Annotated in this window: 19 protein-coding genes, 2 tRNA genes and 1 pseudogene; 16 read left to right on the top strand and 6 right to left on the bottom strand. The window is 64.4% G+C overall.

Annotated features, from left to right (window positions below; all coding sequences use genetic code 11):
• The first annotated feature begins 36 nt into the window (after positions 1–36).
• Genes AB1451_13455 through trpS form a run of 3 tightly spaced genes read left to right on the top strand, consistent with a single transcriptional unit; the run spans position 37 to position 3,830 of the window.
• A complete protein-coding gene (locus AB1451_13455; GenBank protein MEW6683902.1) occupies positions 37–2,091 on the top strand; it encodes a penicillin-binding protein activator in 2,055 nt (684 codons plus the stop codon).
• Positions 2,091–2,795, top strand: a complete 705-nt coding sequence (locus tag AB1451_13450; GenBank protein ID MEW6683901.1) for a site-2 protease family protein — start codon at positions 2,091–2,093, stop codon at positions 2,793–2,795. The genes AB1451_13455 and AB1451_13450 overlap by 1 nt, the downstream gene beginning before the upstream one ends.
• Before the next feature lie 30 nt (positions 2,796–2,825).
• Complete coding sequence (trpS, locus tag AB1451_13445; GenBank protein MEW6683900.1) at positions 2,826–3,830, top strand: tryptophan--tRNA ligase; 1,005 nt, start codon at positions 2,826–2,828, stop codon at positions 3,828–3,830.
• On the opposite strand, the gene AB1451_13440 is transcribed toward trpS, so the two are convergent.
• From AB1451_13440 to AB1451_13430, 3 genes are read right to left on the bottom strand one after another with little or no spacing between them, the layout of a single operon-like run.
• The gene (locus AB1451_13440; GenBank protein MEW6683899.1) at positions 3,827–4,861 is read right to left on the bottom strand and encodes a dipeptide ABC transporter ATP-binding protein; all 1,035 of its coding nucleotides are present in this window, start codon (positions 4,859–4,861) and stop codon (positions 3,827–3,829) included. The genes trpS and AB1451_13440 overlap by 4 nt on opposite strands.
• Positions 4,858–5,838, bottom strand: a complete 981-nt coding sequence (locus AB1451_13435) for an ABC transporter ATP-binding protein (GenBank protein ID MEW6683898.1) — start codon at positions 5,836–5,838, stop codon at positions 4,858–4,860. The genes AB1451_13440 and AB1451_13435 overlap by 4 nt, the downstream gene beginning before the upstream one ends.
• A 45-nt stretch (positions 5,839–5,883) precedes the next feature.
• Positions 5,884–6,612 (bottom strand): tetratricopeptide repeat protein, encoded by a 729-nt coding sequence (locus AB1451_13430; protein ID MEW6683897.1) that lies wholly within the window; start codon positions 6,610–6,612, stop codon positions 5,884–5,886.
• A gap of 171 nt (positions 6,613–6,783) precedes the next feature.
• On the opposite strand from AB1451_13430, the gene yihA reads away from it, so the two are divergent.
• From yihA to AB1451_13400, 6 genes are all read left to right on the top strand, one after another.
• Positions 6,784–7,398: a ribosome biogenesis GTP-binding protein YihA/YsxC gene (gene yihA, locus AB1451_13425; protein MEW6683896.1), complete on the top strand. Its 615-nt coding sequence runs from the start codon at positions 6,784–6,786 to the stop codon at positions 7,396–7,398.
• A gap of 135 nt (positions 7,399–7,533) precedes the next feature.
• On the top strand, positions 7,534–8,634 hold the full coding sequence (locus AB1451_13420; protein MEW6683895.1) for a cytochrome-c peroxidase: 1,101 nt from the start codon (positions 7,534–7,536) through the stop codon (positions 8,632–8,634).
• A 16-nt stretch (positions 8,635–8,650) separates the two neighbouring features.
• A complete protein-coding gene (locus AB1451_13415; protein MEW6683894.1) occupies positions 8,651–9,250 on the top strand; it encodes a methylamine utilization protein in 600 nt (199 codons plus the stop codon).
• Between the two features lie 206 nt (positions 9,251–9,456).
• Positions 9,457–10,752: an adenylosuccinate synthase gene (locus AB1451_13410; GenBank protein MEW6683893.1), complete on the top strand. Its 1,296-nt coding sequence runs from the start codon at positions 9,457–9,459 to the stop codon at positions 10,750–10,752.
• Positions 10,753–10,807: 55 nt separating this feature from the next.
• Positions 10,808–10,883: transfer RNA gene (locus AB1451_13405), tRNA-Lys, on the top strand.
• Positions 10,884–11,032: 149 nt separating this feature from the next.
• Positions 11,033–11,110 (top strand) — tRNA-Glu (locus AB1451_13400).
• A gap of 121 nt (positions 11,111–11,231) precedes the next feature.
• Here the strand turns inward: AB1451_13400 and AB1451_13395 are convergent.
• Complete coding sequence (locus AB1451_13395) at positions 11,232–11,894, bottom strand: response regulator transcription factor (GenBank protein MEW6683892.1); 663 nt, start codon at positions 11,892–11,894, stop codon at positions 11,232–11,234.
• Between the two features lie 64 nt (positions 11,895–11,958).
• Between AB1451_13395 and AB1451_13390 the strand changes: the two genes are divergently transcribed.
• From AB1451_13390 to amrS, 7 genes and pseudogenes are all read left to right on the top strand, one after another.
• Entirely contained in the window at positions 11,959–13,215 is a 1,257-nt protein-coding gene (locus tag AB1451_13390; protein ID MEW6683891.1) for an ATP-binding protein, read from the top strand.
• Positions 13,215–13,670, top strand: coding sequence for a response regulator (locus tag AB1451_13385; GenBank protein ID MEW6683890.1), 456 nt, complete (start codon positions 13,215–13,217; stop codon positions 13,668–13,670). The genes AB1451_13390 and AB1451_13385 overlap by 1 nt, the downstream gene beginning before the upstream one ends.
• A 111-nt stretch (positions 13,671–13,781) precedes the next feature.
• Positions 13,782–15,140 carry an MBL fold metallo-hydrolase gene (locus AB1451_13380; protein MEW6683889.1) on the top strand — a complete coding sequence of 453 codons (1,359 nt, stop codon included), beginning with the start codon at positions 13,782–13,784 and terminating at the stop codon, positions 15,138–15,140.
• On the top strand, positions 15,137–16,666 hold the full coding sequence (locus AB1451_13375; protein MEW6683888.1) for a thymidine phosphorylase family protein: 1,530 nt from the start codon (positions 15,137–15,139) through the stop codon (positions 16,664–16,666). Before AB1451_13380 ends, AB1451_13375 begins: the two co-directional genes overlap by 4 nt.
• Positions 16,663–17,559: a ribose-phosphate pyrophosphokinase gene (locus AB1451_13370; protein ID MEW6683887.1), complete on the top strand. Its 897-nt coding sequence runs from the start codon at positions 16,663–16,665 to the stop codon at positions 17,557–17,559. Before AB1451_13375 ends, AB1451_13370 begins: the two co-directional genes overlap by 4 nt.
• Before the next feature lie 16 nt (positions 17,560–17,575).
• Entirely contained in the window at positions 17,576–18,022 is a 447-nt protein-coding gene (locus AB1451_13365) for a hypothetical protein (protein ID MEW6683886.1), read from the top strand.
• Positions 18,023–18,222: 200 nt separating this feature from the next.
• A pseudogene (gene amrS / locus AB1451_13360) lies at positions 18,223–19,301 on the top strand (AmmeMemoRadiSam system radical SAM enzyme).
• Between the two features lie 132 nt (positions 19,302–19,433).
• Here the strand turns inward: amrS and AB1451_13355 are convergent.
• Together AB1451_13355 and AB1451_13350 are read right to left on the bottom strand one after the other, a co-directional pair.
• On the bottom strand, positions 19,434–19,778 hold the full coding sequence (locus tag AB1451_13355) for a transcriptional regulator (protein MEW6683885.1): 345 nt from the start codon (positions 19,776–19,778) through the stop codon (positions 19,434–19,436).
• A gap of 464 nt (positions 19,779–20,242) precedes the next feature.
• Positions 20,243–20,457, bottom strand: a 215-nt coding sequence (locus tag AB1451_13350; GenBank protein MEW6683884.1) for a hypothetical protein, incomplete at its 5' end; no start/stop codon positions are given.

Genomic DNA, 20,457 nt, shown 5'->3' with positions numbered 1-20,457 from the left:
GACATTTGGCCGGAACAGTAGCCCAGGGCTCCTCCGATGTCAACGGCTCCCGGTTCCTTCTGCCTTGATTTCGGACCACTGTTCTCGTATAACCGTCGCGGCGTGGTGACGCGCGGCGTCACTCGCCGGGACCGGATGCGCGTGAAGACTTTTTTCGTGACGGGCGTGCGGCGTCGGTCTGCGACAGCTTTTGCGGCGTGCGCGCTGTTGGCTCTGATCCACCTCGCGGTCAGTGCTCCCATCGGGGCGCAGGGAGGGGGCGGAGCCTCCCCGCAGGAACGCGCCGCCTTTGCGCGGGGTCAGCACCAGTACGCATCGGGCGACGGCGCCGGTGCGGCTGCGACCTTCGAGAAGTTTCTTGCGGAATTTCCCAAAAGCGACCTGCGGGCGGAAGCGGCCACACTGCTGGGGCACATCCGTGTGGAGCAGAAAGCCTATCAGCCTGCGATCAGCCTGTTGTCCGACGTGTTGGCAACGGGCCTCGACGGCGGCTACGCCGATCGCGCGCGGTTGGATCTTGCGTCCGCCTACCTTGGGGTGGGGGACAAACCCAAGGCCGCCAAGCTGCTTGCCGTGCTGGCGGCCTCGGAAGCGGCCCCGGGCTTGCGCCTGCAGGCCTACGAGACGTTGATCACCCTCGCGATCGAGGACCGCGACTTGGCGCGCGGTGTGTCGTTGCTCATGGACGAGCGCGCGCTTCCCGCGGACGTGGCGGACCCGGCCCTAGCGGACGCGCGGATCCGGGAGTTGATCGCCCAGGCGCAGGTTCCCAGCGAGGTGGAATCCGTCGCCGACGCGTTCCCCGGACAGTTCCCGGCCGATATCGCGCTGGTCCGGGCCGCGCAGCTCTACGGCGCGACCGGGGAGGGGTTCGATCAAGAACGGATGCTGCAGGCATTTTTGACCGCCTTTCCCGGGCATGAGTTGGCCGCCGAGGCGGTCAAAACTCTGGAGACGAATCGCGCGCGGCTTCGATCGGCGAAAGCGGTCATCGTCCTGCCGTTGCCGTACCACGGTGCGTTGCAACCGTACGCAACCAGCCTACTGCGGGGGGCCCAACTGGCCGTGGAATCGGGTCGCGCCGAAGGAGCGGACCCCTCCGTCATGTTGGCGGCCAAAGACTACGGCGGAGACCTCGCTCGCCTGGGTAGCGTGCTGGATCAAACGTGCCGGGAGGCTCGGTGTGTGGGAATCGTGGGGCCCGTGCTCAGCCGGGAAGGGCCCGTCGTGGCCGCGCGAGCCGCGCAGTGGAGGGTGCCCGCGGTAAGCCCGACCGCGACCGGACCGATGCCCCCGAACCGCTATCTGTTTCGAACCGCGCTCACGGCACAGGCCGAGGGGCTCGCGGTGGCGCGGTACGCCACGCAACATCTGGGCCTGAAGCGGTTCGTGGTGCTTGCGCCCCAAGACCGATACTCGGTCGACATCGTGACGGCGTTTTCCGATGAGGTGACGCGTCAGGGCGGGCGCCTGATTTTTTCGGCAACCTATCAACCGGGAGCCGTGGATTTCGGGTCGGAGATCAAACGGCTGAAGGAGGTCGACCTCCGGCAGGAGGGGGTCATGGAGACCCTCCCGGCCGAAAACATTGCTCCCAATGTCCCCGCCCCGGACCCGGTATACCTCCCGGGTTTCGACGCCGCGTTCCTGCCGGGAGACGGCGAAACCGTGGGGCTGATCGCCTCGCAGCTGCGGTTCTACGACATCGCGGTCCCGTTGTTGGGATCCAGCGGTTGGAACAACCGCGCCGTGATCGCCAACGGCGGGAAGTTCGTGGAGGACGCGATTTTCGTCGACGCATTTTTCGCCAATTCGCAGGACGCCTCCGTGCAGCAGTTCGTCAAACAGTATCGCGCGAGGTACCATGAGGCCCCGGACGTGTTCGCCGCGCTCGCGTACGATGCGACGTTGCTCCTCGTTCGCGGATTGAAGGGCGGAGCCGCGACCGGCGAGCGATTGCGGGAGGAGCTGACCAAAACCACCGCCCGCTCGGGCGTCTCGGGGATCACGGGATTCGGCCCCGAAGGAGAGGTGCAGCGCGAATTCTCCTGGATCCAGATCAGAAACGGTCGGTTCGTTCCCGCCTTGTGATGGCGCAATTCGCCCCGATCATCCACGGTCTGTCGATCGTGGCCCTTCCGGTCCTCCTTGCGATCACGTTCCACGAAGCGGCGCACGGCTTTGTGGCGGACAGGAAGGGCGATCCCACGGCCAAATATCTGGGGCGGCTCACGCTCAACCCCTTGGTCCACATCGATCCCTTCGGTACGATTCTGTTGCCGCTGCTGCTGTACGTCGGTCCGCTGCTCATGACGGGTCAACCCGGCTTCGTGTTCGGCTATGCCAAGCCGGTCCCGGTGAACTTCATGAACCTCCGGCGCCCCAAGGCGGATATGGTCTGGGTGGCCGCCGCGGGTCCGCTCACCAACCTGGCCCTCGCCGTGGTGTCCGGTATGTTGCTGCACGGGCTTGGGGCGTTGTCCGACGTGCGGAGCGTCGACTTGAGCGGGGGAGGTGAGCCGGGCTTTCGGATCGCGGAGCCGATTGCCCAGATGTTGGCATACGGCGTGTTCATCAACGTGGCGCTGATGTTGTTCAACCTGCTGCCGATTCCCCCGCTTGACGGGGGGCGGGTCCTCGTCGGGCTGTTGCCCGCGGGCGGGTCGCAGTGGCTCGCCGGACTCGAGCCGTACGGGATGTTTATCGTGATTGCGCTGGTGTTCCTGGACCCGTTCCGAATCGTGTATCGTATTCTGGGACCGCTGTCCTCGGCTTTGATCAACCTCATTCTCTGAGCCTTGAGCAGCGGCGTTAAAGGAGGAACCATGGCCCCCCGGCAACGCATTCTAAGCGGCATGCAGCCCAGCGGCCGCTTGCACCTCGGCAACTACGTCGGCGCGCTGGCCAATTGGGTGGCGTTGCAGGATACCCACGAGTGTTTCTACATGGTGGCGGACTGGCACGCGGTGTCCACCAATTTCGCCGACACGCGTCGTATTCGTTCGTTCACGCGGGAGATGTTGTTCGACTGGCTCGCGGCCGGACTCGACCCCGCTCGATCCACGATCTTCGTGCAGTCGTCGGTTCCGGAGCACGCGATCCTGCACCTGTTGTTGTCGATGATCGTTCCCGTGCCGTGGCTCGAGCGCAACCCGACGTACAAGGAACAGCAGGAGCAGTTGGCTGAACGCGATCTCACCAGTTACGGGTTCATGGGGTATCCCGTCCTGCAGTCCGCGGACATCTTGCTGTACCGCGCCGACGCGGTCCCGGTGGGGCAAGACCAACTCCCGCACCTCGAGATCACCCGCGAGATTGCGCGGCGGTTTAACCATCTGTACGGCGACGTGTTCCCCGAGCCGCAACCGCTGCTGACTCAGACCCCCAAACTTCCGGGGACCGACGGCAGGAAGATGAGCAAGAGCTACAACAACGCCATCTATCTCTCGGACCCGGAGCCCACGGTCCGTGAAAAGCTTCGCACCATGGTCACTGATCCCGCCCGCAAGCGCCGGAGCGATCCCGGAAATCCGGACGTGTGCCCCGTCTTTGATCTGCACAAGGTGTTCTCATCAACCGCGGTCATTGACCGGGTGAACGTGGAATGCCGCACCGCGGCGATCGGGTGCATCGAGTGCAAGGGGCTCTTGGCCGACGCCGTAGTCGGACGCTTGCAGCCGATCTGGGAGCGACGGGCCGCGCTGGAGGAGGACCCTACCGCGGTCGAGCGCGCGATCAAGGCCGGTGCCGAGCGAGCGAGGGCGACCGCTTCCCAGACGCTTGACGCGGTGAACGCCGCGATGCACCTCGGCGGACCGATGTCCGACTAACGAGTCAGCCAGCCCGGCTCGTTGGCTCGAATGCAGGCCGCCCAGTGTCCGGGCTCGATTTCCGTCAACTGGGGATCGATCCGCAGGCACTCAGGTATCCGTTTGGGGCACCGCGAATAGAATCGGCATCCTTGCGGGAGGTCAATGGGGCTGGGCGGATCGCCTTCGAGCGGCACGCGGTGGTGGACCACATTCGGATCGGGGACAGGAATGGCAGCCATGAGCGCCTGGGTGTAGGGATGCAACGGGCGCTCGAACAGGGCGTCGGCGGTCGTCAATTCCACGATCCGCCCCAGGTACATGACCGCCACTCGGTCGCTGATGTGACGAACCATGACCAGGTCATGGGCGATGAACAGGAGGGACAAGCGGTACTCCTGTTGGAGGTCCTGCAGCAGATTGACGATCTGGGCCTGGATCGACACGTCGAGCGACGACACCGGTTCGTCCGCCACCACAAGTCGCGGGTTGAGGATCAGGGCGCGGGCGATGCCGATGCGCTGGCGTTGCCCGCCGCTGAACTCGTGGGGATACCGAGCGAGCGCGTCGGGCGTGAGGCCCACTTTCTCCACCATCACGCGGACCCGTTCGGCGCGTTCCGACCGGGACCCGACGCCGTGGATGACCAGCGGCTCCTCAAGGATCGTCCCGATCCGCATACGCGGGTTGAGCGAGGCGAAAGGGTCTTGAAACACGATCTGCAAGTCTCGCCGGAGCGTTTTGAGTTGGCGTGATCCCACGGCCAAGAGGTCCTGACCCAAGAATCGAATCGTTCCGGCGGAGGGTTCGATCAGCCGGAGAATCAGGCGCCCAGTGGTCGACTTTCCGCAGCCCGATTCCCCCACCAGGCCCAGCACCTCGCCGCGTTTGATCTGGATCGACACGCCGTCGACCGCGTGAACGCGTTGACCACGGTGTGCGCCGAACACGCCGGAACGAACCGGGAAGTACTTGGCGAGCCCATGAACGTCGAGCAACACGTCATCGGACGGGCGCGAGGGAAGCGCGGTTTGTTCGACGCCGGGAGTCATGAGCCGGATCCGGCGAGCCAGCACCGCGTGCGATGATCGGTACCCGTCGAATCGAGCGGAGGGTCCTGGGCGCATCGCTCGACCACGATCGGACACCGCGGGGCGAACGCACACCCGCCGGGGACCGCGCCGAGCGTGGGAACGGTGCCGGGGATCGCCGCAAGCCGTCTGGGGCGTCCGGTGCGAAGGTCGGCAGGGGGTAATGACGCCAGCAGCCCGCGCGTGTAGGGATGTTCCGGCGCGGTAAACAGCCGTGAGGTGGTGGTTTCCTCAACGATGCGCCCGGCGTACATGACGACGACGCGATGCGCGACCTGGGCGATGACCCCGAGGTTGTGAGAGATCAGCACCATCGCCATTCCCAGCCGCTCTCGAAGATCGGCCAGGAGGTCGAGAATCTGCGCCTGCACCGTGACGTCCAGCGCGGTGGTGGGTTCATCCGCGAACACCACGTCGGGATCGCACGAAATCGCCATCGCGATCATCACGCGCTGGCGCATCCCGCCGCTGAGTTGGTGCGGATACTCGGCCCATCGTTTGTCGGGAGACGGAATGCCGACGAGGCGCAGCAGGTCGATGGTACGGGTTTTTGCCGCCGAACGCGAGAGGCGCAGGTGGAGCCGGAGCATCTCGGCGATCTGCTCACCCACCGTGATGACGGGGTTCAACGCGGTCATGGGTTCTTGAAAGATCATCGCGATCCGCTTGCCGCGGATCGCCTGAAGAGCGACCGGAGGGAGCGCGAGCAGGTCGCGCTCATCGAGCAGAACCCGTCCTCCGGTAATGCGACCGGGTGGAGGCACCAGGCGTAACACCGCCAGCGCGGTCATGCTCTTTCCGCAGCCGGACTCGCCGACCACGCCCAACACTTCGCCTTTGGAGATCTCCAGGCTGACCCGGTCGACGGCGCGGGCGAAGCCCAGGGCGGTTGGAAACTCGACGGTCAGATCGACGATGCGGAGGAGGGGGGTGGACACCGAAGAGGATGGGAGCGGCGTGGGCGGAGGCCCCACGGGATCCTGTTATGAGATCATACCCGGATCCAAACAGTCCTTCTTCGCCAAGGCCAGATATACCGCGGTGTGGTCCCCGTTGAGCGACTCGGCGGGGATCGATTCCCACTCTTCGCGGGCCAGATCGGGAAATCCGCTCATGTAGTACGTCAGACCGAGGTGAATCGTGGCCGGCACGTACTCCGGAGAGAGTTCCTTGGCGCGGAGAAACACCCGGATGGCCTCGTCGTACGCCCCTTGCTCGCGGAGCACGACCCCAACCTTGGTGATGATGTCCGGGAACGTCGGGCACAAGCCGAGCGCCTTTCGGTACTCAGCGAGAGCCTCGTCGTGCAGCCCCAGGTTGGTGTACCGGTCGCCGAGCGCCGCGTGTTCGTTTGCCAGTCGCCCTCGAACGTAGAAGTCCGCCGTACGCGGGGTCTCTCTGACCAAGCGAGCGGCGTCGTCGTATGCCTGTTGAGCGTCGTCGTACCGGCTCAGGTCCGCGCACGTGACTGCGAGGTTGAGGCACGCTTCGGTGTACCGTGGGTTGGCTTGAACCGCTTTGTGGAACCACTCGGCGGCGGTTTCGATTTGTCCCTGGAACGCGGTGATCAGACCCAAGCGATTGTAGATATCCGCGTAACCGCTGCCGCCGCCGGCAATCAACTTGAGGTACAGGTCTTCCGCTTCGGGATATCGCCCCGCCTCGAACAGCTTAGACGCTTTCTCGTACGTGACGGCGAACTCGAGCGACACGCCAAACTCCTGATCCCGCTGCACTCTACACCAAACAAAAAATTCAAGTCAATCGGCGCGCAGCGGCGCGTTGCCGGGAGTGTGGCCGGTCGATCGAGCGATTGACAGCGCCGCCGGGCTTCGCTAAAGTGCGCTGCTCATCGCCGGTTCCGCGGGGTGATCAGCAGCGGTATGCGCGTTTACGAAGCCACATTCGCCTGCTCGTGCTCCCGACCCAGTGAGTTTCCCCGGTCGGAGTGGCCCGAAATCGCGTTCGCCGGCCGGTCAAACGTGGGAAAGTCGTCGCTCCTCAACCTGGTGTTGGGCCGGCGTGGCTTGGCGAAGGTGAGCGGGACACCCGGCAAGACGCAAACCATCAACTTCTTCCTCGTCAACCGAGCGTACTTCTTCGTCGATCTCCCCGGGTACGGCTACGCGCGGGTGCCCCGGAGCGTCCAGCGGAACTGGCGGTCCCTGATCGAAGCGTACCTCACCGGACGGCCCGAACTGCGCGCCGTCGCGTTACTGGTCGATCCCAGGCTCCCGCCGACTGAGCTGGATCGCACGATGCACGAGTGGCTGTCCTCCTATCACATTCCGGAAATCGTCATCGCAACCAAGGCCGATCAAGTGCCGCGCGGTCGTCGCCGGTCTGCGCAGGATCACATCGCCGCCGCATTGAGCCTGTCGCATGATCAGGCGCCGGTGTTCGTGTCCGCGCGAACCGGCGAAGGCCGGCTCGATCTGTGGTCGCGCATCGACGACGCGCTGGCCCTCCGCCCACGGCGACCCGTCGGTCGACCGTAACGCCCCCGGTCGTCTCCTTCTCCTGCTTCCCAACACCCGCGTCAGCGGGAGGTTCCTTGACAGCCCCAAGTCGGCTGATATCTTTAACCGCGCGCTGGGAAAGGGATCGTGGCTCTTCAAATGGAGGAGGCAGTTATGAAGGCACGAACAGTACGGTGGGTGGTGGCGGGTACCGCGCTCGTCGCGTCCGTGGCGGCGATGTCCCCGGTGATCGGAGCCGAATCGCAGGATGCGAAAGTCCAGAAGGCTCGCCGAACGTTGATCAGCATTTCGACGCTGGATCAGATGACCAGGCTTCCGGGCGAACTGGGCCCGCTCCCGCCGGTTCCGATTCCGGCGAGCAATCCTCAGACCCCCGCGAAGGTCGAGTTGGGCAAGATGCTCTTCTTCGACCCGCGGTTGTCGGCGAACGATCACTGGGCGTGCGCCACGTGCCATAGCCCCAGCTTCGGATACGGCGACGGTTTGCCGCGTTCGCTGGGATTCGGCGACGAAAAGGAGCTGGATCGGCATTCACCCACGGTGATCAACGTCGCCTACAACTCGGCCCAGTTCTGGGACGGGCGGGCGGCCACGATGGAGGACCAGGCGACCGGACCGATCGTGGCGTCCCGCGAAATGAACTCGAATCCGCAGCAGATGATCGAGGAGATCACGGACATCCCGTACTACAACGAAAAGTTCAAGGAAGTGTTCGGGGGGCCTCCGTCGATGAAGAACGTCGGGATGGCCATCGCGGCGTTCGAGCGGACCATCGTGACCGGAGAGTCGAAGTTCGATCGATATACCAAGGGCGACAAAAAGGCGCTCACCGAGCAGGAGAAACGCGGGCTCATCATGTTCATCAGCAAAGCCGCCTGCACGCAGTGCCACAGCGGCCCCAATTTGACCGACAGCAGCTTCCACAATCTCGGCGTGCCGCAGGAGGGCCCGGCCAAGGAAGACGTGGGACGCTTCGCGGTGACGAAGGATCCAAAAGACAAGGGGGCGTTCAAGGTGCCCACGCTGCGCAACATCTCCATGACGGCGCCGTACATGCACACCGGCATCTTCAACACGTTGGACGAGGTGGTGGAGTTCTACAATCAGGGCGGCGGGCCCCATCCCAACAAGAGCCCGAAGATCCTGAAACTCAACCTGACCGAGTCGGAAAAGAAGGACTTGGTGGCGTTTCTCAAGACTCTCACCGGCGAGCTGCCGGAGGTGATTCCCCCGCAGCTCCCCCCACGGTCGTAGTCGAAAGGAGGCGACGATGAACGTGTCTCGATTTGCAGCAGTGTTCGCCGCGCTGGCGCTGGCGTCGGTGGAGGCAGCCGAAGCAGGGACGGTCAGCGGCAAGGCCCGGGTTGCGGGCAAGGACAACGCGGCCAACATTGTGGTGTACCTGGAGGGGGTTTCAGGGAGCTTCAAGGCTCCGGAGAAGCGCCCAGAGATGAACCACCTGAACCTCCAGTTCCAGCCGTCGGTCATGGCGGTGTTGAAGGGAACCACGGTGGATTTCCCGAACAGCGACTCGGTATTCCACAGCGCGTTCTCGATCTCGCCGTCCAATCCGTTTGATCTGGGGCTGTACCAGAAGGGTCGCGAGAAGTTCGTGTTGTTCAAGAACCCGGGCGTGGTGGAGCTGTTCTGCCACATCCACAGCCATATGCACGGGTTCATCTTGGTGTTGGACAACCCCTATTTCGCCATGACGACCCCCGACGGAGAGTTCTCGATTCCCAACGTGCCGGATGGCAACTACACCATCAAGGCGTGGGCGAGCCCGACCGCAACGATGACCAAGACCGTCAGCTTGAGCGGCGATCGGGTCATCAACATGGACTTTACCCTGAGCGCGTCGCGCGACTAAGCGCCGCGTCACGACTGCACCGCGGAGGCGTCGATCGACCACTGATCGGCGCCTCCGCTTTTTCTTTGGGGGCATGGGGAGGCGTCCGTCGCCTTGACTTTGCGCGCCGCGCGAGGCAACATACCGTGGTTCGGCGTTCACCGGCGCGGCCCTGAACCGGGCGTTCAGGGCTCGTTTTGTTTCAGCCGTTCGATGGTGGAGATGCGATGCCTGCAGTGGTCGTGATCGGTACGCAGTGGGGAGACGAAGGGAAGGGGAAGATCGTGGATCTCCTCGCTCCGGACGCCGAAGTGATCGTGCGCTTCCAGGGTGGCCACAACGCGGGACACACCGTGGTGGTCGACACCAACCAGTTCATCCTGCACCTGGTGCCTTCAGGCATTCTCCATCCCGGAAAGGTGTGCGTGATCGGAAACGGGGTGGTCATCGATCCGGCAGCCCTGCTGGATGAGGTAGACGCCCTCACCGCCAAGGGCATCGACCTGAAGGGCCGTCTCGCCGTCAGCGACCGCGCGCACCTGATCATGCCGTACCACAAGGCGATCGACAAAGAGAGCGAGAAACACAAAGGCGCTCGCAAGATCGGGACCACCGGACGGGGCATCGGTCCGGCCTACGCCGACAAGATGGCCAGGGTCGGGTTGCGCGTCGCCGACCTGTTGGATCCCGACCTCTTCCGCCTGAAGCTGACCCGCAGTCTCACGGACATGAACTACCTGCTCGGTCAGCTATATGGCGTCAAAGGGTTTGAGGTGGACTCCGTGTATAAGGCTTACCTCGGCTATGCGGAGCGATTACGGCCGTACATCGCCGACACCGCCGAGTTGCTGCACCAGGCCATCGCGTCGGGCCGCCGTGTGTTGTTCGAGGGCGCGCAGGGGACGTTGCTGGACGTGGACCACGGCACGTACCCCTTCGTCACCTCCTCCAGCGCCACGGCCGGCGGCGCGATGATCGGGACCGGGATCGGGCCCGGCGGGATCGATCGCGTAGTGGGAGTGGCCAAGGCCTACTCGACCCGAGTCGGGGAGGGCCCGTTTCCCACCGAGCTCCACGATGATCAGGGCGGTGCGGAATTGCGGGCCAAGGGTCAGGAATTCGGCGCCACCACCGGAAGACCCCGGCGCTGCGGGTGGTTCGATGCGGTGGTCGTCCGCTACGCGGTCCGCTTGAACGGGTTGTCCGGTTTGGCGATCACCAAGTTGGACGTCCTGGACGACTGTTCCGACATCAAGGTCTGCACCGCGTATCGCTTGGGCGGGGCGACGGTGACCACGGTTCCCGCGGTGGCCGAGCACTTCGAACGGTGCGAGCCGATCTACGAGACATTGCCCGGGTGGAAGCAGCCCACGGTCGGCATTACGCGCTACGAGGAACTCCCCGTGAACGCGCGGAGATACTTGGAGCGACTGTCCGATCTGGTGGGGTGCCCGGTGGATCTGATTTCCACGGGCTCCAAGCGCGATCAGACGATCCTGCTGCGACGCGCGTTCAGCGCTTGACACTGCGCGCGGCCGTCTGCTACGATCCCGCGCCTTTTACTGGAAATAGACGAGTGAGCCGCTAGCTCAGTTGGTAGAGCACCGCCCTTTTAAGGCGGGTGTCCTGGGTTCGAGGCCCAGGCGGCTCACCAAATTCTTCGAAACATCTCCGTCCTCGGCCCTTGAGTTCAGGGCCTGCGGGCGGCTACGCAAGCGAGGTTGAAGCAAGGCAAGGTCAAAAGCCTCTCCAAGCCTCGGCGCTGCAAAACGCGCCTACGTTTGGCTAAGCAAGCTCGGAAGGGTCCCCATCGTCTAGCCCGGCCTAGGACATCGCCCTTTCACGGCGGCAACACGGGTTCAAATCCCGTTGGGGACACCACTCGTCAAAAAAAAACCTGGCTTCGCGTTCACCGAACACCCCATTCGGGGTGTAGCCTTTTCAGGCCTTGTCGGTCAAACTTGCTTCGACAATTGTGGCGGCTGAGGGGTCTCCGGGGAGGTCACGGCGTTGGCCACAGGACGGTGGAGACCACGGCGGAACGGGTGTGAGCGCCCATCTTCTGGTAGATATGTTTGAGATGCCCCTTGACGGTGAGGTCGCTGATAAAGAGCCGTTCACCGATTTCCTTGTTGGTGTCCCCTCGACAGAGGCATTTGATCACGTCGACCTCGCGGTCGGAGAGGTTGAAACGGTCTTTGATGAACTGCATGTCGACGACCGGGTCGGTCCCGGTCTTCGACATCACCTTCCAGCGCGTTTGCTGGCGGAGTGCGCGGCGCTTCAGCGCCAGGCGAACCGCGTCGACCAACTGGGGGAGGTCGTCTTTGGATTTTTCCAGGTAGTCGAAGGCGCCCTCCCGGCGGAGCGCCTGGACCGCGGTCTGGAATGACGCCCGAGCGGTGAGCATGATCACGACGAGTTCGGGATCGATGCGACGGGCCTCTTTGAGGACGTCGAGGCCCCCGACCTTGGGCAGGTGGATGTCGAGGATCAACACACCGAACCGAGAAGACGGTTCACGAAGCAGATCGAGCGCAGCTTGGCCGTCGGGCGCTACCACCAATGGATTAGTGACGGTCCCTCTTTTGAGTGATCGCTGGATGATCTGGGCGTCGGAGGGACTATCCTCCGCGAGCAGAATGGCGATCGAGGCCTCATTCATCGTCAGGGACTCCTGGGTTGGTGATGAGGTAGAGGCGCCCCGATTATAACGGGTCTGGTTTTCCTTGGTCAACGAACGGTCAAAGCGGCCGCGGAGTCGGGGTTTGGCGAAGAAAACAGGGGGTCGCAGGGGCACGGAAAGGCCTCGCACGCCTGCGACCGCCGGGGCGGACAACCGCCTCCGGCCAAAGAGCGCCGGGGATAGACGCGACGACCGCGAGAACCGTCGCACGGATACTCTCTTCCGCGGGTTGTTGGAGGCGGCCCCGGACGCGATTTTGTTGGTCAATCCGGAAGGGAACATTGTCCTGGCGAACGCTCAGACCGAGGTGCTCCTCGGGTATCGTCGCGATGAGCTGGTGGGGCATCCGGTGGAACTCTTGATTCCGGACCGCGTACGCGAGCGCCACGTCGCCTCGCGACGTCAGTACATCCAGGATCCAAAAACCCGTCCGATGGGCGCGGGGTTGGAACTCGCGGCCCGGAGGAAGGACGGCACGGAATTCCCAGTGGAGATCAGCCTCAGCCCAATGCGCACCGACGACGGCACCCTCATCATCAGCATTCTCCGGGACGTAACGGAGCGCAAGCGAGCGGAGGAACAACTGCGGGCGCAGGCCAGGCAACTCGAGGCCAAGGTGCGGGAGATGGACGACTTCACGCACGTCGTGTCCCACGACCTCAAGGAGCCGCTGCGGGGCATTGAAGCCTTTGCAGGATTCTTGTTGGAGGACTACGGCGACCGGTTCGACGACCAGGGCAAACGGTATCTGAACTTCCTCAAACAGTCCGCGGTTCGGATGAAGGATTTGATCCACGATCTGCTGACGCTTGCCGCGTTGTCGCGCAAAGCCCCGACCTCTGAACCGGTCGACCTGAACCGTGCGGTGGCGCAGGCCGAACGCGACCTGGCCTATGCGATTCAAAGTCGGGGGGCGGAGATTCGGTACCCCGCGTCGCTGCCTACTGTGGTCTGCGACGCCACGCAGTTGCGGGAACTGCTGAAGAACCTCATCTCCAACGCGATCAAATTCAATACGAGTCAGAAACCCGTCGTCACGATTTCGTCGGCAGAGGACGACCGGTTCGTGCGTGTTGCGGTGGCGGACAACGGCATCGGCATCGACCAGCGGTATCGGGATCGGATCTTCGAACTCTTCGAGCGGTTGCACGCTCAGGAGGAGTTCGAGGGCACTGGTGCGGGGCTGGCGATCTGCAAGAAGATCGTCGAGGGGTGCGGGGGCCGCATCTGGGTCGAGTCCGAGCCGGGTAAGGGCAGCACGTTCTTGTTCACGCTCCCGGCCGCACGGAAAGGCTCTTGATGAGCAACCACATTCGCCCGGTCACCATCCTCCTGGTCGAAGACAACCTCCAGGACATTGAGATTACCCGCAGAGCGTTCGCCAAGGGACGCGTCAGCAACGACCTGATGGTGGTGCGGGACGGTGAGGAAGCGCTGGACTACCTGTACCGGCGCGGCAAGTATCAGAACCCGGCCGCCTCCCCCCAGCCGGGGATGATCCTGCTCGATCTGAACCTCCCGAAGGTCAGTGGCTTGGACGTGCTGAAACGGATCAAGAGCGACGAGTCGCTGAAGAAGATTCCGGTCATCATCCTCACCGTGTCGCAACGGGAGCAGGATATCGTCGCGAGTTATGACCTTGGCGTGAACACCTATATCCAAAAGCCCGTGGAGTTCGAGAACTTCATGCGCGTCGTGAACACGGTGCACGACTACTGGATTCTCATCGCCACCCTACCGCCTTCCACGGCTTGACCGGTTCGGTCCCACAGCTGCCACTGCGAACGGTTGATCCCCGATGACCCGTCGGGTCATGGCGGCGCGTACTCGTCCTGTGGTACATAACACACGATGCCGCCTGATGCCATGCGCCTGACGTTTCTTGGTGCCACCGGAACGGTCACCGGGTCAAAATTCCTGGTGATCGCCTCCAAGCGCAGAATCCTCGTGGACTGCGGCCTTTTTCAAGGGTTCAAGCACCTGCGCCTCCGGAACTGGGCGCCGCTGCCCGTCGATCCGGCGTCGATCCACGCGGTCGTGTTGACGCACGCCCACGTTGATCACAGCGGCTACCTGCCCGTACTGGTCAAACAAGGGTTCGCGGGACCGGTATTGTGCAGCGAGGCCACGCGAGATCTGTGCGGCATCCTGCTTCCGGATTCCGGGTACCTCCAAGAGGAGGAAGCGCAATACGCCAACCGGCACGGGTACTCCAAACATGCGCCCGCCCTCCCGCTGTTCACGCGTCTGGACGCTCAACACGCGCTCACGCGCCTGGTACCGATCGGCTACGAGAAGGTCCACGACCTGGGAGACGGGCTCACGGTTCGGCTCGATCCGTCCGGGCACTTGTTGGGCGCGTCGTACGTGTCGTTGTCGCTGGCGGGGACGACCGTGACGTTTTCGGGCGATCTGGGGCGCCCGCACGATCCCATCATGCGGGCGCCGGCGACGATCGCAGCCCCGGACTATCTCGTGTTGGAGTCCACCTACGGGGATCGGCGTCACGATCCGACCGACCCGGAGGAGGCGCTTGCGGCGATCATCAACCGGACCGCGACGCGAGGCGGGGTGTTGATCATCCCCGCGTTCGCCGTGGGACGGGCGCAGGCAGTCCTGTTTTTCGTGTCTCGATTGAAGGCCTCCAAGCGGATTCCCGACATTCCAGTGTATCTCAACAGCCCGATGGCCGTCGATGCGACCGGCGTCTACGCCGCCCATCAGGGCGAACACCGGCTCACGCCCGATCAGTGGCGTGCGATCGGACGATCGGTCCACGTCGTCGGCGACATGCAGGAGTCCAAACGCCTGAACACCCGCGAGGGCCCGATGATCATCATCTCGGCGAGCGGCATGGCGACCGGCGGCCGCGTCGTCCACCACATCAAGGCGTTTGCCCCGGACCCGAAGAATACGATACTGTTCGCGGGCTACCAGGTTCCCGGTACGCGGGGCGCATCGCTGGTCGCGGGCGCGCGGTCGGTCAAGATCCACGGGGCGTATGTTCCGGTCAACGCGGAGGTCGCAGCGATGAACAACATCTCCGCCCACGCGGACGCCGATGAGATCATGGCTTGGCTCCGGACGTTCCGTACACCGCCTCGCAAGACGTTCATCGTACACGGCGAACCGGCGGCCGCGGACGCGCTTCGCCACCGCATCGAGGAAGAGTTGGGGTGGCCCTGCCGCGTTCCGGAATACCGCGAGGTGGTGCGCTTGGCATGAGCCCGATCCAACCACCGCTCAACGGTTTGCACCGCCTGCGGCTCAAGCGACTGGGCATCGACACCTATCAGGAACCCGTCATCTACATGCGGCAGGACTGCGACGTGTGCCGGTCCGAAGGGTTCGAGGCGCAGTCCCGGATCGAGGTCCGCCGCGACGGACGGCCCATCATCGCGACGCTGAACGTGGTCACCTCCGATCTCTTGGCCCGCGATGAAGCAGGGCTTTCGGAGGCGGCGTGGCGGCTTCTCGGGGCCGAAGCCGGCGATTACGTTACCGTCAGGCATCCGCCGCCGCTCGACTCGCTGGGATACGTGCGGTCCAAGGTGCACGGGAATCGGCTGGACCCGGAGGCGATCACGGCCATCGTTCGCGACATCGCGGCCGGTCGGTATGCCGACGTGGAATTGGCCGCGTTCCTCGCGGCCAGCGCGGGCGCCGGCCTCGACTTGGAGGAGAGCGTCGCCCTCACGCGGGCGATGATCGACGTCGGCAAACGCATCGACTGGGGCCAGCGGCCGATCGCGGACAAACACAGCGTCGGGGGCATTCCCGGCAACCGGACGTCTCTGATCATCGTGCCCATCGTGGCGGCGTGCGGCCTCATCATGCCCAAGACCTCCTCGCGGGCGATCACCTCACCCTCCGGCACCGCGGATACGATGGAGACGTTGGCGCCCGTCGCGCTCGACATCGCCGCGATGCGCAGAGTGGTGGGGAAAGAGGGCGGGTGCGTGGTGTGGGGGGGCGCCATGTTGCTCAGTCCAGCCGACGACGTGTTGATTCGGGTCTCGCGGCCCCTCGATCTTGACGGAGAAGGGCAACTGGTGGCCTCGATCCTCTCGAAGAAGGCGGCTGCAGGCTCGACGCACGTGGTGGTGGACCTTCCCGTGGGCCCCACCGCCAAGGTGCGGAGTGCGGAGGCGGCCTACACGCTGAGCGAGCGGTTGACCCTGGTGGGCCGGGCCGTGGGACTGGAGGTGTTGGTCGTGATCACGGACGGCTCACAGCCGGTCGGCCGCGGTCTGGGCCCCGCCCTGGAGGCGCGCGACGCAGTGGCCGTGCTGCGCGGAGAACCGGACGCGCCGAGGGCGCTTCGCGAGCGGTCGTTGGGTCTGGCGGGTCACGTGCTCGAATTGGCGGGCAAGGCCCCGCTCGGCGCCGGGTACGTGACGGCGCGGGCGGTGTTGGACGACGGCCGCGCGTGGCGGAAGTTCGCGGCGATCTGCGAGGCCCAGGGCGGGATGCGTGAGCCCCCGCTCGCCGGGCATACCTCCGTCGTCGCGGCGCGGCGCGCGGGGCGCGTGGCGGAGATCGACAACCGACGGCTGGCGCGGATCGCCAAGTTGTCGGGCGCGCCCCAGGCCTCGGCGGCGGGCATCGAGCTGCACGTGCGGCTGGGCACCAGGGTCGACGTCGGCCAGCCGCTGCTCACGGTCCACGCGGAGACGCCGGGGGAACTGGCGTACGCCATGGGGTACGTCCACGCGCAGACGGACGTGGTCCGCATCGAGGAAGCCTCGTGAAGCCGTTGCTCGTTGCCTTCGGCGCGGAGGACGCCGCGGCGCGGCTGGGGATCGCGATCGACGCGGAACCCGCTCGGATCACGGTGCGCCGGTTCCCGGACGGCGAGACTTACGTGAGGTTCGATTCGGCCGTGGAGGGACGCGACGTCGTCATCCTGGCCGATCTCTCGCGCCCGGACGACAAGATCATCCCGGTACTCTGGATCGCGGCCACCGCGCGCGACCTCGGGGCGATCCGCGTCGGCCTTGTGGCGCCGTATCTGCCGTACATGCGGCAAGACGCGCGGTTTCAGGCCGGCGAGGGGATCACGTCTCGATACTTCGCCGCACTGGCATCGAGCCACGTGGACTGGCTGGTGACTGTGGATCCCCACCTCCATCGCTACCGCGCGCTGGATGAACTCTACACCATTCCCACCCGCGTGGTCGGCGCGGCGCCGCTGTTGGCCGAATGGATCGGCACGCACATTCACGCCCCGCTCCTGGTCGGCCCGGATGCCGAGAGTCAACAGTGGGTGAGCGCGGTGGCGGGCAAGTTGGGCGCACCCTCCGTGGTGTTGGCCAAGACGCGCGTGAACGACCGGGAGGTGCGCGTCTCGATCGCGGACGTGGACGCGTGGCGAGACCGCACGCCGGTGTTGGTGGACGACGTGATTTCCACGGGCGGCACCATGGTCGAGACCGTTCGATCCCTGGTCAAGACCGGGATGCCCGGTCCGGTCTGCGTCGCCGTTCACGGGATTTTCGTGGGAACGGCCCACGATGAGTTGATCGCGGCGGGATGTCGTCGCGTCGTCACCTGCAACACGGTCCCGAACCCGACGAGCGAGATCGACGCGACCGCACTGTTGGCGGAAGGGGTTCGGGACGTGATGAGACCACCGTCGGCATGAAGGGAGGACGCGGCGGATGCGGCTGATCGGGAGCGGAGTCTCGGCGGTCCTGGCGGTGGTCGCGGTCCTGGCGATCGCGTCCGGATGCGAGCACGCTGAGAAGATCCGGCAGTTCACCTATCCGCCGGACTTCAAGTACATCGAGACCAGCGACGTCCACTCCAAAATGTGGACGCTGGCCCGTGACAGTCGTGCGTTGAAAACCCTCCTCGCGGGAAACGGCGCACTGAAGCCGGAGCAGCACGAGGAAGTGATCCACCTTCTGCGGGAGATGGAGACCGCGGCCGCGCAGTTGGACCCCCCGGGGCAACGGACCAATCACCCGCTGCTGGACCGCAACATCGAGGCCTTCCGGCGCGACATCGGACTGGCCCTCCGCGCGGCCGATCAGGATCCACCCAACTATTTCCTGGCCGGCAGCGTGGCTGGGTCGTGCAGTTATTGCCACGAGGGCCAACAGTAGTCGTACAGGCTGCTGAAAAAGTCCAGCTACTGCGTTGCTTCGCGATCTGTGAGGAGGCTCTCATTTCATAGTGCACCTACGGTGCAGTGCAGATTCTCGGTCGTCGGAAATCCTCACGTACGACCCAGTACGCTCCGGTTTCCTCCTCTCTGCGGCCTTGTAGCTGGAGCTTTTTGAGCAGCCTGCAAGGGAGTCCTTCCATGTCAACCATTGTCCCTACTCGGTATTGGCATCGCCTCGAGGACGGGCGGGTGCAGTGCGACCTCTGCCCGCGGTTCTGCAAGCTGCACGAGGCCGGCAAGGATTCTGTTTTGTTCGCAGCCGGCAGGGCGATCAGATCGTCCTCACGACCTACGGACGATCGAGCGGTTTTTGCGTGGATCCCATCGAGAAAAAACCGCTGAACCACTTTCTCCCAGGTACCCCCGTGCTCTCGTTCGGCACCGCGGGCTGTAACCTCGCCTGCAAGTTTTGCCAGAACTGGGACATCAGCAAGTCGCGCGAGACCGACACGTTGGCCGACGAGGCATCGCCCGAGACCATCGCCCGCGCTGCGCGTTCGCTGGGATGCCGCAGCGTGGCCATGACGTACAACGACCCGGTGATCTTCCACGAATACGCGATCGACGTGGCAAAAGCGTGTCGCGCTGAAGGCATCAAAGCGGTCGCCGTGACCGCGGGGTACGTGTGCGACGAGCCGCGGCGTGAGTTCTATCAACACATGGACGCGGCGAACGTGGATCTCAAGGGATTCACCGAGCGCTTCTACCACGAGGTCACGGCCTCGCACCTGCAACCCGTGCTCGACACGCTGGTCTACCTCAAGCGACACACCTCGGTGTGGTTTGAGATCACCACGCTGCTGATCCCGGGCGAGAATGACTCCGACGCGGAGATCGACGCGCTCACGCGCTGGGTGGTCGAGCACCTCGGCCCCGATGTGCCGCTTCACTTCACCGCGTTTCACCCAGACTACAAAATGCTGGATCGTCCGCCCACGCCGCCCGCCACGCTGACGCGGGCGCGCCGGATCGCGATCACGAACGGCCTCCGGTACGTATACACCGGCAATGTCTACGACCCCGAAGGGCAGAGCACCTATTGTCATGCGTGCGGCAAGACGCTGATCGGTCGTGATGGCTACGAGATCACCGCATGGGCGCTGACCGGAGACGGTCGATGTAGCGGCTGCGGGATGGCGTGCGCGGGCGTATTCGAAGCCGGACACGGGGACTGGGGATCGAAACGGCTGCCGGTGTGGCTGGCAGGTTTTCGTTGAGCGTCTGTCTACGTGGGGGCAAACACAGCATCACCATGTGCTGGAACAGCCTTCAGTCCCCCCTTTAACAAAGGGGGGGGAGGGGGGATTTCACTCATTCCCGCGAACGCGGGAATCCAGCGAGCCTTTCTGTCACTTGTTGCGCGACGGCTCCACGCTGAACCTCGCCGGCGACAAACGCTCGCCACGGCACACGGGGCACCGGCTGGGGCGGTTCAGACGCTCGCGCTTACGGAACACAAACCCACACGACAAGCAGGTAGGCGACTCCACGACCAACTTCGCGCCGTCCTCCTTGAGCGATCGCTCCAGGTGTTCGAGGTGACGGAGCACCTCGCGCTCGGAGAGGCGAAGTTCGCCTGAAAGCTCTCGCGCTGTCTTGGGTGCAGTGAGGAGCGCCTCGCGGATCAGGGAGGGGATCGTTGCGGACCGCTCAGGCGGGATGGGTTCGTGTTTACGGTGTCCGGCGTGGTGCATGTGGAGCCTGTTCGATAAGAGCGGCCTCCTCCGGCGAGAGTCGGAGAAACTCAGCCGGCGAGCCGACCCGCCAGCCCGCCCTTTCAAGCTTGCGTTGTTTCCTCTTGTCCACGCTCAGACCTCCTCTCCGAGGATCTTATCGTATTCCGGGAGCTCCGCGCTTTCTGACCGGGCCAGTTGAAAGGTCGATCCTGTTCGACAAGTTCCACGTCATGCGCCACCTGGGTGACGCGCTCGCTCGACCAGCGCAACCTACGCAACGAGCCCGAGACGCTGTGGGCCTACTTCGGAGCGCAGCCGTCTGATGCGCGCTTGGTGGTCGAAGCGACGGGCAACTGGATGTGGCTCTATGAGTTATTGACCGGTACCCGGATTTGGTGTTGGCGCATCCGCTCAAGACGAAGGCCATCGCGAGTGCGCGGACTAAGACCGACAAGCTCGATGCGACCGTATTGGCCTAGCTCCTACGAGCCGACCTGATCCCCCAGGCGTACATCCCGCCGCGTACCCAATAGCGGTACCGGGTTGGAGCCCGAGCCGTCCCCTGGCCACCCTAGCAGGGTGCTGAAAAAATGACTTGTCGAACCATCAATCCATCCCGGAAGAATCCCACGGGCCGTAGGCACCGGGGACTGGCCGTTGGGTTGGTCGGCGGACAGCGCCCGTGTCGCCTGCTCCG

It is taken from the genome of Nitrospirota bacterium (genome assembly GCA_040757335.1).
Taxonomy (GTDB): domain Bacteria; phylum Nitrospirota; class Nitrospiria; order 2-01-FULL-66-17; family 2-01-FULL-66-17; genus JBFLXB01.
This window is presented reverse-complemented; position numbering and strand designations above follow the sequence as displayed.